Here is a 16,604-nt window from a genome sequence, read left to right as displayed (position 1 = left end):
TGTTTTTATTGTTTGATATGTAAAGAAGGGAAAACGTATTATGCCTCTACGCTTTCCCTTGTTTTTATTGCTTCTTCTATTGTTCCTCCACCAAGACAAACTTCTCCATCATACAGTACAACAGCCTGGCCTGGTGTAATCGCACGCTGTGGCGCATGGAAAACAATTTTATACAAACCGTTTCCTTCTGGATACACCGTCACTTCCTGGTCACTTTGACGATACCGGAATTTCGCTGTGCACGTAAATGGTTCCGTCAGCTTGTTTTCAATCCAATTAATATTAGACGCATACAGCCCTTGTGAATACAAACCTGAGTGATGGAACCCTTGACCGACAATTAACGTATTATCCTTTAAGTTTTTATCAATTACAAACCATGGCTCACCTGCTCCTCCAATGCCAAGACCTTGTCTTTGACCAAGGGTATAATACATTAAACCATCGTGTTGTCCTTTTACTTCCCCTTCTGGTGTGACCATATCACCTGGTTGAGCCGGCAAGTAAGACTTCAAAAAGTCTTTAAAGTTACGTTCGCCGATAAAACAAATGCCTGTGCTGTCTTTTTTCGAAGCCGTCGCTAATCCTTTGTCAACAGCTATTTGCCTTACTTCTTGCTTTGTTAACTCTCCAAGAGGAAACATCACATGTTTTAGCTGATCTTGGCTTAGCTGGTTCAAAAAGTACGTTTGGTCTTTATTACTGTCCACCCCTCGAAGCATGGACACAGTGTTATCGGCATTTCGTTGTACTCTGGCATAATGACCCGTTGCTAAATAATCAGCCCCCAAAGACATGGCATGGTCTAAAAATGCTTTAAATTTTATTTCCTTGTTGCACACTACATCAGGGTTTGGCGTTCTTCCGGCTTTGTATTCATCAAGGAAATACGTAAAGACGTGGTTCCAGTACTCTTTCTCAAAATTGACAGCATAATACGGGATATCAAGCTGATTGCATACTTTAATCACATCATCATAATCTTCCGTTGCCGTGCAGACTCCAAATTCATCGGTATCATCCCAATTTTTCATAAAAATACCGATGACTTCATATCCTTGATCTTTTAACAGCGCGGCAGTAACAGAAGAATCAACACCGCCTGACATACCAACGATGACCCTTGTGTCTTCTGGTTTTTTCATCGTTTTTTCCTCCTTTCTTTATCCACTATTCATTCGATGGACAATCGTACGAATTTCTTTGGCGATTTGCTCCACTTCTTCAAACGAATTCCCTTGTCCAAAGCTGAAGCGAAGTGACGATGCTGATCGATTTGGATCGTTAAACATCGCACTTAACACGTGGGACGGTTCTACCGATCCTGCTGTACAAGCTGAACCGCTGGATGCTGCAATACCAGCTAAATCTAACTGTACAAGAAAAGACTCCAAGGAAATGTTTGGAATAAAAATGTTCGTAATATGAGGAAGTCTTTCTTCTTTTGCACCATTTAATTCAAATCGAACGCCTTCGGACTCTAAGCATTTTAAAAAATAATCGCTTAATTGCTGATAAAAACCAGCCCGCTCTTCTCGTTGTTCCACCGCCATTTCTACAGCTTTAGCAAATCCTGCCGCTGCAGCAACATTCTCCGTTCCCGCGCGGCGCTTCTTTTCTTGTTCTCCCCCTGTTAAAAATGGCATCAGCTTCGTGCCTTTTTTGGCGTATAAAAATCCTATCCCTTTAGGGCCGTTAATTTTATGAGAAGAAACAGACATCAATGTCACCGGAGTTTGTTTCATATCGATTGGCATTAATCCATATGATTGAACAGCGTCTGTATGAAACGCAACATTGTTAGCTTGCGCAATATCAGCAATTTCTTCAATAGGCTGTATGGTGCCGACTTCATTATTTCCATGCATGACCGACACAAGAATCGTTTTGTCTGTAATTGCTTCCTGCACAGCTTCTAACGATACTTGTCCATATTGGTTAACGGGGATATACGTTACGTCAAAACCTTGGTTTTCTAGTCTTTCACAAGTATGAAGAACAGCGTGGTGTTCAATCTGTGTCGTAATAATATGGCTGCCCTGGTCTTTATGGGCCTTTGCATAACCAACTAGTGCGAGGTTGTCTGCCTCGGTTCCGCCGCTTGTTAATATAATCTCATCCACTGCTGCTCCGATGGAATCGGCCAACTGTTGTCTTGCTTGGTCAAGCTGCATGCGCGCCTTTCTTCCATAATGATGGATACTCGATGGATTTCCAATATTATTTTCCATAGCCTCCATCATCGCTTTGGCTGCCTCATGGTGCACTGGAGCAGATGCAGCATGGTCTGCATAAATATTCTTCACGTTTTCACCATCCTAGCCTGCCATCAAATATAGAACATATAATATTCATGGTCGTCTCTGCCTTCATAGGCAGCAAGGTCATATAAGGTCGTATTGTCAAGCACATCTTTTACAGCATCTCGAATTTTTATCCATAAATCCCGTTTTGCTGGTTCTTCATCGTCCAACACTTCAACTGGGCTAATCGGCCCTTCCAGCACCCGGATAATATCACCAGCTGTAATATCACTTGGGTCCTTTGTTAACATGTAGCCTCCATAAGCACCGCGAACACTTTTTACCAGCATCGCATTTCGCAGTGGAGCAATAAGCTGTTCAAGGTAATGCTCTGACAACGAGTTTTCTTTTGCAATAGATTTTAATGATACCGGGCCTTCACCGTACTTTTTTGCTAACGCCATCATAATTGTAAGCCCGTACCGGCCTTTTGTTGAAATTTTCACGTTTTCCACCTCTTTCAATGAGTTGATGAACCAATGTTTTGCATTGCGGCATGGCAAAACCAACAACATGGCCGATTCCAAAGCAATACAAAATGGTACCGATAAACACCGGACCCCCTAACGACCAGCCAACCGCTAACACAATGATTTCCATCATTCCACGAACTTTTGAAACTTTCCAGCCCGTTCTTCTGTTAAGAGCAAGCATCAGGCTGTCCCGCGGGCCAGCTCCACACTCTGGTGCAATATAAATACCAATGCCATACCCTATAATGAGGACTCCCAGCAGCAGCATAAAAAGCTGCCATACAAACATCTCCGGTGTGGACAATAGAAATAAAAATATATCAATAAAAACCCCAACAAGCACCATGTTAACAATGCCGCCCGCTTGCGGCCATTCTTTTTCAAGAAGTGAAGTGGTGCTAATAATAAAGATACCTATTATAATATTCCACGTGCCTACCGTCAATCCAACCTGCTGTTGTAAACCAATATGCAGCACATCCCACGGAGCGCTTCCTAAATTGGCTGTGATCATCAGTGCGATTCCAAAGGACATAATAATTAAGCCGATCATAAAAATGAGCCATCTTGATAAAAGGTATTGGCCTTTAGCAAATGTTCTCTCCATTTTCTCCCTGCTCTCTTTATCTCTTTGCATAATCCTCCGTCATCTGCCATAACTAACAGACATTATAGCATGAAAAATAATGTTTTTACATGGCAGGGGCTCAGGGAACCCTCCAGCTGTTTTACAATCGGTTCAGCTGGCGCAGTTGTTCTTGTTTCAGTTTTTCATAAAGCTTTTTATACTTTTCTTCCTGTCCCGCTTCAAGCGGATGGTAAAACGACATATTCTCCATGCCGCTCGGTAAATATTGCTGAGCCACCCATCCTCCAAATTTCCCAATTTGATAGTCATGCGGATATTTATAGTCATTTCCATGCCCCAACTCTTTTGCTCCTTGATAGTGAGTATCTTTTAAATGATTGGGAACGGTTACTTTTTTGCCTGACCGTACGTATTCCAACGCCTCATTAACAGCCATGTAAGCTCGGTTCGATTTCGGTGAAAGGCATAGTTCAATCACGATATTAGCAAGCGGAATCCGCGCTTCCGGGAATCCGAGCCTTTCTGCTGTCTGAATAGCAGCAAGCGCGCGCTCTCCCATTTCAGGCTTTGCTAAACCAACATCTTCATACGCCACACATAAAACCCTTCGTGATATACCAATTAAATCACCTGCTTCAATTAACAATGCAAGCATCAAACAAGCAGCATCAACATCTCCCCCGCGAAGCGCCTTGTGAAACCCGCTTAATACGTTATAATGGCTATCCCCGGATTTATCGATATTTACATCGTTTTTTTGGATTGTGTCTTTGACTGTCTCTAATGTAATTCGTATGCGGCCGTTTTCATCTTCTTCTGCAGCCAGAAAAGAAATCTCTAATTTGTTTAACGCTTGCCGCATATCGCCTCCGCTAATATCAGCAATAGTCTCCAACGTCTCATCTTCTATGTCAATGTTATATTTCCCAAGACCTTTTTCCTCATTATTGATGGTGTATTGAAGTCCTTTCACAATATCCCTTTTCTTTAGAGGCTGTAATTCAAATATTAAACACCGGGAACGAATAGCCGGATTAATATGATGGTACGGATTCTCACTTGTTAAACCGATCAGGATTAACAGCCCTTTTTCCAAATGCGGAAGCAGAAATTCGATTTGCGTTTTCGAAAAACGATGAATCTCGTCCACACATAAAGCCATGGTTTCACGGTACATTTTTGCTTCATTTACAACGGTTTCTAAATCCTTTTTACTACTTGACGTGGCATTTAACATGCGAAACCGTAACCCGCTAGAACCTGCAAATGCATGGGCAATCGATGTCTTTCCAATCCCAGGCCGGCCGTATAAAATCATCGAGGTCAAATGCTGTTTTTTTATCATTTGAAAAAGTGGTTTTCCTTCCGCTAACACATGGTCTTGGCCTATTACTTCTTCTAATACAGAAGGCCTCATTCGATAAGCGAGAGGTTCATACTTCATGTACTTTCACTCCAAACACGTATAGGTTCACCCTTACACAATAGTTATTTATTTACTTCATGTTCAGCTGTGGCTTGTCTTTACCGATTTATTATATCTAACAATCTCCCATTAAAAAACAGCACCGCTCACACAAAACGTATAAAATGCTGTATTTCCGTCCAAAATGATAACAGCAAATCTACCGATAACACCCAGCATGTAAATCTATAAATATATAAAGGAGCGAATAGAAATGAATATAAGACAAGATGCATGGTCTGATACTGATGACCGTTTACTCGCTGAAACCGTATTAAAACATATTCGAGAAGGAAGCACACAACTAAAAGCGTTTGATGAAGTCGGAGATACGCTGGATCGAACTTCAGCTGCTTGTGGGTTTCGCTGGAACGCCATTGTCCGGCAAAAATATGAGCATAAAGTCAAAGAAGCAAAACGCGAACGTAAACGAAGAATGCGTGCGTCTGCAAGCCAGGCAGCAAACCGAATTAACCATATATCCAACCGCCCTCTTCAATTAGACGATATGATTCAATACTTAGAATCACTGTCTTCTCAATTGTCACAACAAGAGGATACCGAGTCTATTGAACAAATCGAAAAGGAAATTACATCATTAGAACATGCCAAACAGTCCGTACAACAAGAAATAAACAACTTGAAAAAAGAATATCAAGATATGAAACGTGATCATGATACGGTTGTTCATATGATGAACCGCGCACGTGAAATGGCAATGACAGAAGAACAACTTCCTTCTGCAAACATTTTCCGAATGGACCGCAATGGCAATTTGGAAAAATTGTCTCCATAATGCCAAACGCATAAAAACTGTCTCTATTTTTCGTAGAGACAGTTTTTTTATCTACTGACGTATTCTTTCAATAGGGATACTTTCTAACATCTTATTAATAACATATCCAGCTGCAATCAGTCCTGCCACAGATGGTACATACGCATTAGATGACGGCGGCATTTTTGATTTTCTAATATTGCTCTCTTCCGCCTCATCCGGGACAATCTGACTTCGCACTTCTTCTTTGATTTTAATGGGAGTTTCATCAGAAAATACGACATCAACACCTTCTGTAACCCCATTTTTTCTTAATTCTCTTCTCATCACCCTGGCTAAAGGGTCATTCGTAGTATCGAATAAATCAACAACCTTTAGACGGGTCGGATCCAATTTATTCGCTGCCCCCATACTGGAAATAATGGGAATGCTGCGTTTATGACACTCTGTAATGAGATGAATTTTATATGAAATCGTATCAGATGCATCAATAATATAATCAGGCTTATAAGCAAAAAATTCCTCATATGTCTCTTCCGTGTAAAACATTTTCACTTCTTCAATATCACAATCTGGATTAACCTCCAGCAGCCTTTCTTTCATTACTTCCGCTTTTGGCCGTCCTACAGTGGAAGTAAGAGCGTGCAATTGCCGGTTTACATTTGTAATATCGATATCGTCCTTGTCGACTAATATTACCCGGCCAATGCCTGAACGTACTAATGCTTCGGCAGAAAATGATCCTACTCCGCCGACGCCAAGAACAGCAACAGACTGATGTTTCAAACGATCCAGTCCTTCTTGTCCCACAGCCAATTCATTGCGTGAAAACTGATGAAGCATATGTATCCCTCCTCATTTCCTATATGAGCATAAAAAAACCTGGGGTTATATCGTTCCCCAGGGATTGTTTTTATCGTTGGAAGAGTCCCGATGTGCCGTCAAACGAACTTAGTTTTGAAGCCTGCTCTCGGCAGGTGGGTGCCCTGTTCAATCCTTCAAACGTCCACTTATAAAGAGGCATGTTATCCAGATTGAAACCGCAGGCTCCCAATGTATAAATGTTGGCTCAAAACGATTAGTGTCCCACGTACACCTCAGGACTCTTCAAATTGTGTGTTTCTATAATAGCATGGAGCCACAAACAGGTCAAGGTGTTTTCAAGCTTAAAGTATTTTTGGGCTTTTCCCACTGATGCCATACATGTTTGATGTTTGTTCTCTGTTGTGATATCGGGTTTTGCTTTTAGTTTCCTGGGTATAGTACATTATTGTTACGATACTCTTATTTTCTTAAACGGAGCTGATCCTTTTGACAAACCACCAGCGACATGACAATCACATCCTTGCAAAGCAAGAAATTATCATTATTGAGCAAAAAATTGAATGGTTCGAGAAAAAACAAGTGACCTATCAAGACTTTATTTACTTGTATTCCAATAGTTTAAAGACCAGCGGCCATGTCTATCCCCTTAACGAGGTATTTGACATTTCATACCGCTGGTCTAAAGGGCAGATCGGCTTTTTATACATTCATACAACAGGCGGTGTCCGAACATTCCACATCCAGTCTGATCCCCGCTTTTTTATTTCTGAGTTCAGACGGACCAGCCATTTATAAAATCATTCTTCTTCTTCAAACTGCACCACTTCTAAATTCAGCTCATCCAGCTGGCTTGTGCTTACTTCTCCAGGCGCTCCGGTTAATGGGCAGCTTGCACTTGCTGTTTTCGGGAACGCAATCGTGTCACGCAGATTGCTGCGGCCGGCAAGAATCATGATAAGACGGTCCAATCCCAGCGCAATACCGCCATGAGGAGGCGTACCGTATTCGAATGCTTCAAGCAAAAATCCAAATTGTTCGCGAGCTTCTTCTTCACTAAAACCAAGTGCAGCAAACATTTTCTCTTGCAAGTCGCGCTCATAAATACGTTGAGATCCTCCGCCAAGCTCATAACCATTTAACACCAGGTCATAGGCTTCTGCTCGTACGTCTTCTGGATTGCTGTCTAATTTCGAGATATCTTCACGCATCGGGCTTGTGAACGGATGGTGCATAGCTGTGTAGCGGTCTTCATCTTCGTCATACTCCATTAGCGGGAACTCTGTTACCCATAAGAAATTAAACTTGCTGTGGTCAATAAGGTCGAGTTCTTTACCGAATTTCAAACGCAGTGCACCAAGTGCATCGAAGACAACCTGTTTTTTATCTGCACCAAAGAACAACAGATCTCCAGCTTCCGCATCTAACGCTTTTCGTAACTGGGCTGTTTCCTCTTCTGTAAAGAATTTCGCAATTGGCCCTTTCAAACTGTCTTCTTCTACTTTTAACCAGGCGAGGCCTTTTGCTCCATATACGGCAACAAAGTCAGCCAAGTCATCAATTTCTTTGCGTGACATTTTATCTGCGACGCCTTTGACATTCAATCCTTTAACGATTCCGCCATTTTTGACCGCATTGGCAAACACTTTGAAGTCACTGTCTTTTACAATATCAGAAAGCTCTACTAACTCCATGCCAAAGCGTGTGTCCGGCTTATCGGAACCGTAGCGGTTCATGGCCTCTTCATAAGTGAGACGCGGAAACGGTGTTGGAACCTCTATATCGTGTACTTCTTTCATGATTTTTTTCATCATATCTTCCATCATGGAAAGAAAATCTTCTTTTTCCATAAACGATGCTTCGATATCTACTTGAGTGAACTCTGGCTGGCGGTCCGCGCGTAAATCTTCATCGCGGAAGCAACGTACAATTTGAAAGTACTTTTCAAATCCGGACACCATTAACAATTGTTTAAATAGTTGCGGAGACTGAGGAAGAGCATAAAACTCACCGCGGTGAACACGGCTGGGTACGAGATAATCCCGCGCTCCTTCTGGTGTGCTCTTTGTCAGCATCGGTGTTTCGATATCTAAAAAATCATTTTCATCCAAAAAGTCGCGAATAAGTTTGGTTGTTTTATGACGCAGTTTAAATGTATCGCGCATTTCTGGACGACGCAAATCAAGGTAGCGGTAACGCAGTCGTACGTCTTCAGATACATCCGTTTCGCCATCCACTTGAAATGGCAGCGGCTTGGATTCGTTTAAAATAGTCATTTCGTCGACTTGGACCTCGACCGTACCAGTTGGAATTTTTTCATTGTACGTTTCTTCATCTCTTTTTACAACTGTACCTTTTACATCAAGTACGTATTCGCTTCGCACGGTATCCATCACGTCTAATGCTTCTTGAGAAATTTCAGGGTTTGCAACGATTTGCACAACACCTGTGCGGTCTCGTAAATCAACAAAAATGACTTGGCCTAAATCTCTTCTCGTCTGTGCCCATCCCTTTAATTGAACTTTTTCTCCAATGAGCTGTTCAGAAATATCGCCGCAATAATGAGTACGTCCTATCATTTTTCATTCTCCTCCATTTTTTCTTTCATATAATTTGCAAGCTCCGAAATTGGCACTTCCGTTTGCTCTCCATTATTCATGGATTTTACGTTGACCACACCACCGGCCAGCTCATCTTCTCCTAAAACAGCAGTGTAAGATGCCCTCAAGCGATCAGCTGCTTTAAACTGGCCCTTTACCTTTTTATGAACGTAATCTTTATCTGCTTTTATTCCAGCCCGGCGCAGTTGTGTTAATAACACTGCTGCCTTTTCTTTCGGTTCTTCACCAATCGCAACGAGATAGCAGTCTAATGTCTTATCAACGGGGAGAGCCGCATTCTGTGCATCTAACGCCATTAATAAACGCTCAATGCTTAACGCAAAGCCAATCGCTGGCGTTTCTGGCCCGCCTAACTCTTCAACAAGGCCGTTGTAGCGTCCTCCGCCCATCAATGTAGTAATAGCACCGAATCCTTCTCCTTCGATCATGATCTCAAACGCTGTGTTGTTGTAATAATCCAACCCACGCACAAGCGTTGCATCAACTTCATAAGGAATTTCCATTTCTTCTAGCAAACGCTTCACTGTATTAAAATATTCACGGGATTCGTCGTTTAAATATTCTAATATAGACGGTGCATCATGAATGAGAGGATGCTCTCGATCTTTTTTACAATCCAAAATACGAAGCGGATTTTTTTCCAGCCGCTCTTGGCAGTCACTGCAAAATTCATGTATGTGCGGTTTGAAGTGGGCGATAAGCGCATCGCGGTGAGCTTTTCTGCTTTCTTGATCTCCTAAACTGTTTACAACCAGCTTTAACCCCTTCAGCCCCATTTCTTCATAAAATTGCATAGCCAATGCAATCACTTCTGCATCAATAGCTGGATCGTCACTGCCAATAGCTTCGACACCAAACTGAAAAAATTGGCGCATGCGTCCGGATTGTGGACGCTCATACCGAAACATCGGTCCAATATAGTATAATTTTTCCGGCTGATTCGGGCTTCCATACAGTTTATTTTCCACATAAGAACGTACTACAGAAGCCGTTCCCTCCGGGCGTAGGGTTAAACTTCTGCCCCCTCTGTCGGTAAAAGTATACATCTCTTTTTGTACAATATCGGTGGTGTCTCCTACCCCGCGTTGAAATAATTCGGTTTGTTCAAAGATAGGCGTTCGAATTTCGGTATAATTAAATCGCCGGCAGATGTCATGAATTTTCGCTTCAATCCACTGCCACTTTTCCGAGTCTCCAGGCAAGATGTCCTGTGTACCTCTTGGTATTCGAATATCCATATGTACCGCTCCTTTCCAAACATTTCAAAATAAGAAAAGCGCAAGCGCCCTGGACCAGCCGTGACAGGCTCTGGAGCTTTCGCGCAGGGCTGTTCGCGGCCCAAAGTAAAAAGGGGAGAAACCCCGAGCGGCTGGGCGCTTGGACTGGACATGAAAAACGCTAATTTTTATCCTTGCTTATCTTTTAACAAAAAAACTCGTCCCTCGTTATATAACGAGGGACGAGTCTTACACCCGTGGTACCACCCTGATTGAAGCATATCCGCTGCTTCCGCTTTTTACAGTTAACGCCTGCTTACGTCTGCACCTACTCACCTTATCGGCGTTCGAAACAGAGCCGAAGGAGTGTTATTCAACAAGAAACAAATAGGTATGCTCTCAGCTAGTGCATTCCTTCTCTGTATTTGCTTTTGCCTTGTTTACTGTCTCCTTCATCAGCTTCACTCATATTCACTGTTATCTATCATACGAATGTAATAACGCCTTGTCAACCTGCTTCTAGGAGGGACTCTCAAGGATAAGAGTAACAGGGCCTTCGTTGGTAAAACGAATATTCATCATCGCCCCAAATGTTCCCGTTTCAACACGCACTCCTTTATCTTGCAGTATGGCATTGAAACGATTATACAGCTCTTCTGCTTGTTCGGGCTTAGCTGCTTCCATAAAGTTCGGACGTCTCCCTTTTTTACAATCCCCGTACAACGTAAACTGTGAAATGGACAAGATTTGCCCCCCTGTATCAATGAGGCTTTTATTCATTTTTCCCGTTTCATCTTCAAAAATCCTCAAGTGAACTAACTTTTCAGCCATCCACTGTAAATCTTTTTCTGTATCATCATGAGTAAAACCTACGAGTGCCACGATTCCGTGGTCAATCGATCCTGTTATATCCCCTTCTACTGTGCATTCTCCATATTGTGAACGCTGTACAACAACTTTCATACAAATGAACCCTTTCTCTAGCTAGATGTTAATGTATCACTCTTCTCACAGAGTAAATATCAGGCAGTTTTTTTATTTTTTCTACTACCCGGTGCAAGTGGTCCACGTTATGGATGGAAATAGTAACATCAATAACAGCCATTTTGTTTTTATCCGAACGTCCACTCACCGCTGTAATATTCGTCCGAGACTCTGTAATAGACTGCAGCACCTCATTTAAGAGGCCGCGCCGGTCATAACCAGTAATCTCAATATCAACACTGTAATTTTTCCGCTTTTCATTGGATCCTTCCCATTCTACCGGAAGTAAACGCTGCTGTGCTTCTTCGGTGTTTACATTTGGACAGTCAACGCGATGAATGGACACCCCTCGCCCTTTTGTAATATAGCCGATAATCTCATCACCCGGCACCGGATTACAGCATTTGGAAAGGCGGATGAGTAAATTGTCTACACCTTTGACTTTCACACCGGTATTCGTTTTTTTCGATGCCCTTTGAGTAGAGACATCTTTTACCGCTTCAGCGACGGACTTTTCCTCTTCTTGCTGTTCTTTTTGCTGACGGACTTTTTCTGTTAAACGTGTTACTACCTGCTTTGGACTGACCCCATTGTAGCCTACAGCAGCAAACATATCTTCTTCTCCGCTGAAACTAAATTTATCGGCGGCTTCTTGAATATTCTCTTCAGTTAACATGCTTTTTGGATCAAAGTCTTGTGTTTTTAATTCTTTTTCAAGCATCTCCCGGCCCTTTTGAATATTCTCTTCACGGCGCTCCTTTTTGAAAAATTGCTTGATTTTATTTTTTGCATGGGAGCTTTGCGTTAACTTCAGCCAATCCTTACTAGGTCCATAGGAATGTTTAGAAGTCAGCATTTCCACAATGTCTCCGGTATGCAGGCGGTGGTCCAGCGGCACCATTTTGCCATTTACTTTTGCTCCAATCGTACGGTTTCCGATTTCTGTATGGATCCGGTAAGCAAAGTCAATTGGCACCGACCCTCGAGGCAGCTCTATTACATCACCTTTTGGTGTAAATACAAACACCATGTCAGAAAACAAGTCAATTTTTAGAGATTCCATAAATTCCTGAGCATCTGAAGCATCATTTTGCCATTCAATAATCTCTCTAAACCAGGTTAGCTTGTCTTCTAATGACTTTTTCCCTGATACCGTTTTCCCTTCCTTATACGCCCAATGTGCGGCCACACCGTATTCTGCCACCCGATGCATTTCTTCCGATCGTATTTGTACTTCCAGCGGCTCGCCTTTCGGACCAATAACCGTCGTATGAAGAGATTGATACATATTTGCTTTTGGCATGGCAATATAGTCTTTAAAACGACCCGGCATCGGCTTCCAGCATGTGTGTATAATTCCTAACACCGCATAACAGTCTCTGATGCTTTTGACAATAATACGTACAGCCAAAAGATCATAAATTTCATTGAATTGCTTCTTCTGATTCACCATTTTTCGGTAAATACTGTAAATATGTTTTGGCCGTCCGTAAATATCCGTTGGATTGACGTTAATATCTCCCAAACTGTCTTTAATGTTTTCGATAACTTCCTCAATATACTTCTCACGCTCAGCACGCTTTTGTTTCATTAAGTTCACAATGCGGTAATACTGCTGTGGGTCCAAATATCGTAAAGCAGTATCCTCTAACTCCCACTTAATTGTTGATATCCCTAAACGATGGGCAAGCGGTGCAAATATCTCCAGCGTTTCATTCGAAATCCTCCGCTGTTTTGCCGGAGGAAGGTGCTTTAACGTACGCATATTATGAAGACGGTCTGCAAGTTTAATCAAAATAACCCGGATATCCTTTGCCATCGCCAGAACCATTTTGCGATGGTTTTCCGCTTGTTGTTCTTCTTTCGATTTATATTTAATCTTTTTTAGCTTTGTCACACCATCAACAAGCATTGCAACTTCTTCATTAAACGCTTCTTGCAGCTGCTCCACGGTCACATCTGTATCTTCAACAACATCATGTAAAAAAGCGCCCGCAATGGTATCAGGATCCATCTCGAGTTCTATTAAAATCCCCGCTACTTGAATAGGATGTAAAATATATGGTTCCCCGGATTTACGGTATTGCTCACTATGGGCAGCTTCTGCATATTTATAAGCACGTTCCAAAAAAGAAACGTCATCGTCTGATAAATAATCTTGAGCTTTTTCCAACACTTCATTGATGGTCATGGAATCACCCTGCATACCTTTCTAAAATGATTATTACTTTATATTATCTTTAAATTTTTCCGTTCTGTAAAGGAAAAATAAAGCCTGCCGAATATTAGAAAAACTCACGCTTGTAACCGCTTTAGTTCATTCCCTTTGAATCGTCGTAGCACAATGAACGACTTTATTTTCTCATCTATTTAGAAAAAACTCGCCGGTATTGGCGAGTAAAGAAAAATGCGATGTCAGGAAAATTCCACTAAAGAAAAAATATCGTACTGTTCCAGGTTTTCACGACCATTTAAATACTTTAATTCAATCATAAAAGCCAGCCCCGCTACACGGCCGCCTAATTCTTCCACCAGCTTTACTGTTGCATTAACCGTTCCTCCTGTAGCAAGCAAATCATCAGTAATCAATACGTTCTGTCCTGGTTTGATTGCATCTTTATGAATAGAAAGACTGTCCTTTCCATATTCAAGACCGTAGTCTACGTCCACTGTTTCGCGAGGAAGTTTGCCTTTTTTTCTAACAGGAACAAATCCTTTCCCTAAAGCATAAGCGATTGGGCATCCAACGACAAACCCTCTCGCTTCTGGCCCGACGACTACATCAATTTTTTGATTCGAAGCAAAAGCTGTCATATCATCCATTGCTTTTTTATATACATCTCCATTTTGCATGAGGGTTGTAATATCTTTAAATCGCACGCCTTCTTGCGGATAATCTTCAACAACCGTGATGTAATCTTTATAATCCATTGCCAACCTTCTCCTTCAGATCATGTTTGAAATCAGCACCATGTATATACGGTGTCAATCCAGCTTTTAAGTCATTGTAGGTAGAATACAATAATTCTTGTTCGGTCCGGGACTTTTCAATATGTTTTTGATAATGTGAAGACTCACGAAGATCTTTTTTCTCCGGTGATTTATTTACCGTCACAACACCATTGTTCATTGTAACAAAATCGAGTTCAAAAAACACATCTGTCATAAAAGAAATTGAATCTGTCAGCCATCCTTTTCTTTTAGCAAGTTCTTCTCCATATTTCCCCACATCAAATGATTCCCGCTTACGCAGAAACGCATAGTACCATTTAAAGTCTTCTCTTGTTGGCACCGGTTTGAAATAGAGTTCGTGACGGTCTTTAAAAAACGCATACACTCTTTCTACACAATGAAATGATGATAACTGCTCTTGTAAGTCAGTCAAACTCACCGGCATGTCCGCCAGTACAACATACGGAACGTCATTTGTATGATGTGATGGTGTAAACGAAGAACATACCTGCTTGTGTGACAGAGACGGTTCTAATTCTTTATATGTTTCTTCTTGAAAGATACAGACTGCTGTTTTTTCATCCGGAAGCTGATTCAGCCATTCTTTTAGGTGCTGGCGCTCTTTTCGTTTATCAAAAAGCTGCCAATGCTGCACCGACATATCCTTTAAAAATAACTGCGGCTTTCGAAAACCATTCCATTCATTAATTGACAATTCCCCGACAACATGTGCAGCTGCATGCTCTGTAATATTGTCATAGATATGTCCCAAGCGGAAACCGATGCAATCTAACGTAGAAGCTTCTGATGTTAACTCAAGTTTAAGATGGTTTTTATCGCTGCCAATCTTTCTCGATGAAGCTATCTCTGTGTCTCTGATCATAAAAACAGGCTTTGGATTTCCAACACCAAAAGGCGCGAGCTCACGCAGTTCCTCTAGCGCAGAAATCGACACTTCATGAAGCTCTACTGGCACATCTATCTTTGTTAATGGAATGAATATGTCACTGTCCACTTCTGTTTCTGCTTGTTCGCATAAGCGTCTTTGCAGCTCATTCATATCATCTGGTTTCATCGTTAGCCCTGCCGCCATAGGGTGGCCGCCAAAATGAGGAAGCAAATCTCGGTTTTTTGATAAGTTTTTATACATATCAAAGCCCTCAATACTTCTTGCGGAACCTTTAGCTTCATTTTTCTCTTTATCTATTGCTAATACAATAACCGGACGGTAATATTTTTCAGCAAGCCTGGAAGCAGCTATACCTATAACACCTGGATTCCAGCCTTCTTTTCCAACGACAATCACTTTATTCTCATCAGGAGGGTAGTTGGATTCAACTTCTTCTACCGCTTCCTTTGTCATTTCATTGACAACTTGCTGACGCTTTTTGTTTAAGGCATCAATGACGGCGGCCCACTCTTTTGCTTCACCAATCGTTTCTGACATCAATAAGTGAACAGCCGGATCGGCCGATTCCATTCGCCCTGCGGCATTGATTCGCGGTCCCATGGAAAACCCGACATGATCTTCTTCTATTTGATCACTGTCAATACCAGATATTTGTTTTAAAGCTTGAAGACCCGGTCTTTGCGTCGAAGCTAATGCTTTTAAACCTTGTTTTACCATCGCACGATTTTCATCCAGTAAAGGTACTAAATCACTGATAGTGCCAATCGTAAAAATATCAAGCATATCTTCTGGAAAATAGCCTAAAACCGCGTGCGCTACCTTTAGTGCAACCCCAGCACCAGCTAACTCTTTAAATGGATAGTCACATCCTGGTTTTTTAGGGTTAATAATACAATACGCTTCTGGAAGTTCTGGCGGCGGTTCATGGTGGTCAGTAATAATGACATCAAGCCCCATGTCACGTGCCGCCTGTATTTCTGTCACAGCCGCTATACCTGTATCCACCGTAATAACAAGAGACGCTCCTTCTTCTTTTGCCGTCTGAAATGCAGGTATATTCGGCCCATATCCTTCTGTAAATCGATTCGGTATGTACCAGCCAAAGTCAGCGTTCAATTGTTTTAAGAGCATAATCATGATTGTTGTGCTCGAAACACCATCAGCATCGTAATCTCCAAAAATAAGGATTTTTTCTTTGTTTTCCACAGCCCGCTTAATTCTTTCCACAGCCTTTGTCATCCCGTCTAACTTAAAGGGATCATGCATAAAAGACAAATCCGTGTGAATAAACCGTTCCGCTTCGCCTGCTGATGTATAGCCTCGTCTTTGTAAAATTTTAGACGTTAATGCTGATATGTGTAGCTGTTTCTGCAGCTCCTTCCACGTCTCACTGCATATTTCTGTCCAGTCCCATCTTGTTTTTGACCGTAGCATATAAAACACCCCTGACCTGTTTATTATACTAAAGGGGGTGCACAGAGACAATCAGTGTT

General features: G+C 41.8%; 14 protein-coding genes, 1 other RNA gene and 1 other annotated feature. Of the genes, 2 read left to right on the top strand and 13 right to left on the bottom strand.

Annotated features, from left to right (window positions below; all coding sequences use genetic code 11):
- Positions 1-38: 38 nt before the first annotated feature.
- The 5 genes from mnmA to BLT18_RS07825 all read right to left on the bottom strand — a co-directional run bounded on the left by mnmA (position 39) and on the right by BLT18_RS07825 (position 4,809).
- Positions 39-1,145, bottom strand: coding sequence for a tRNA 2-thiouridine(34) synthase MnmA (gene mnmA / locus BLT18_RS07845; protein WP_091272779.1), 1,107 nt, complete (start codon positions 1,143-1,145; stop codon positions 39-41).
- Positions 1,146-1,163: 18 nt separating this feature from the next.
- Positions 1,164-2,306 (bottom strand): cysteine desulfurase family protein, encoded by a 1,143-nt coding sequence (locus tag BLT18_RS07840; RefSeq protein WP_091272777.1) that lies wholly within the window; start codon positions 2,304-2,306, stop codon positions 1,164-1,166.
- A 23-nt stretch (positions 2,307-2,329) separates the two neighbouring features.
- Positions 2,330-2,749: a cysteine metabolism transcriptional regulator CymR gene (cymR, locus tag BLT18_RS07835; protein WP_091272774.1), complete on the bottom strand. Its 420-nt coding sequence runs from the start codon at positions 2,747-2,749 to the stop codon at positions 2,330-2,332.
- Positions 2,682-3,383: a YczE/YyaS/YitT family protein gene (locus BLT18_RS07830; RefSeq protein WP_091272824.1), complete on the bottom strand. Its 702-nt coding sequence runs from the start codon at positions 3,381-3,383 to the stop codon at positions 2,682-2,684. The genes cymR and BLT18_RS07830 overlap by 68 nt, the downstream gene beginning before the upstream one ends.
- A 121-nt stretch (positions 3,384-3,504) precedes the next feature.
- On the bottom strand, positions 3,505-4,809 hold the full coding sequence (locus tag BLT18_RS07825; RefSeq protein ID WP_091272772.1) for a replication-associated recombination protein A: 1,305 nt from the start codon (positions 4,807-4,809) through the stop codon (positions 3,505-3,507).
- 235 nt (positions 4,810-5,044) lie between these two features.
- Here BLT18_RS07825 and BLT18_RS07820 point away from each other — a divergent pair, with 235 nt between their 5' ends.
- Complete coding sequence (locus BLT18_RS07820; protein ID WP_091272770.1) at positions 5,045-5,626, top strand: RsfA family transcriptional regulator; 582 nt, start codon at positions 5,045-5,047, stop codon at positions 5,624-5,626.
- A gap of 51 nt (positions 5,627-5,677) precedes the next feature.
- On the opposite strand, the gene BLT18_RS07815 is transcribed toward BLT18_RS07820, so the two are convergent.
- Both BLT18_RS07815 and ssrS read right to left on the bottom strand, forming a co-directional pair.
- Entirely contained in the window at positions 5,678-6,448 is a 771-nt protein-coding gene (locus tag BLT18_RS07815) for a tRNA threonylcarbamoyladenosine dehydratase (protein ID WP_091272768.1), read from the bottom strand.
- 80 nt (positions 6,449-6,528) lie between these two features.
- A non-coding RNA gene (gene ssrS / locus BLT18_RS07810) (6S RNA) lies at positions 6,529-6,712 on the bottom strand.
- A gap of 204 nt (positions 6,713-6,916) precedes the next feature.
- On the opposite strand from ssrS, the gene BLT18_RS07805 reads away from it, so the two are divergent.
- On the top strand, positions 6,917-7,225 hold the full coding sequence (locus BLT18_RS07805; protein ID WP_091272766.1) for a hypothetical protein: 309 nt from the start codon (positions 6,917-6,919) through the stop codon (positions 7,223-7,225).
- A gap of 2 nt (positions 7,226-7,227) precedes the next feature.
- Here the strand turns inward: BLT18_RS07805 and aspS are convergent, their stop codons facing one another.
- The 6 genes from aspS to recJ form a co-directional block, all read right to left on the bottom strand.
- Positions 7,228-9,006 carry an aspartate--tRNA ligase gene (gene aspS, locus BLT18_RS07800; RefSeq protein WP_091272764.1) on the bottom strand — a complete coding sequence of 593 codons (1,779 nt, stop codon included), beginning with the start codon at positions 9,004-9,006 and terminating at the stop codon, positions 7,228-7,230.
- A complete protein-coding gene (gene hisS, locus BLT18_RS07795; RefSeq protein WP_091272763.1) occupies positions 9,003-10,286 on the bottom strand; it encodes a histidine--tRNA ligase in 1,284 nt (427 codons plus the stop codon). Before hisS ends, aspS begins: the two co-directional genes overlap by 4 nt.
- A 214-nt stretch (positions 10,287-10,500) precedes the next feature.
- Positions 10,501-10,730 (bottom strand) — a binding site (T-box leader).
- Between the two features lie 54 nt (positions 10,731-10,784).
- The gene (dtd, locus tag BLT18_RS07790; RefSeq protein WP_091272761.1) at positions 10,785-11,228 is read right to left on the bottom strand and encodes a D-aminoacyl-tRNA deacylase; all 444 of its coding nucleotides are present in this window, start codon (positions 11,226-11,228) and stop codon (positions 10,785-10,787) included.
- Between the two features lie 28 nt (positions 11,229-11,256).
- Positions 11,257-13,440: a RelA/SpoT family protein gene (locus BLT18_RS07785; RefSeq protein WP_091272760.1), complete on the bottom strand. Its 2,184-nt coding sequence runs from the start codon at positions 13,438-13,440 to the stop codon at positions 11,257-11,259.
- Between the two features lie 224 nt (positions 13,441-13,664).
- Positions 13,665-14,180 (bottom strand): adenine phosphoribosyltransferase, encoded by a 516-nt coding sequence (locus tag BLT18_RS07780; RefSeq protein WP_091272758.1) that lies wholly within the window; start codon positions 14,178-14,180, stop codon positions 13,665-13,667.
- Positions 14,170-16,545, bottom strand: coding sequence for a single-stranded-DNA-specific exonuclease RecJ (gene recJ / locus BLT18_RS07775; RefSeq protein WP_091272756.1), 2,376 nt, complete (start codon positions 16,543-16,545; stop codon positions 14,170-14,172). Before recJ ends, BLT18_RS07780 begins: the two co-directional genes overlap by 11 nt.
- Positions 16,546-16,604: the final 59 nt, after the last annotated feature.

It is taken from the genome of Alteribacillus persepolensis (assembly GCF_900099605.1).
Classification (GTDB): Bacteria; Bacillota; Bacilli; order Bacillales; family Marinococcaceae; genus Alteribacillus; species Alteribacillus persepolensis.
This window is presented reverse-complemented; position numbering and strand designations above follow the sequence as displayed.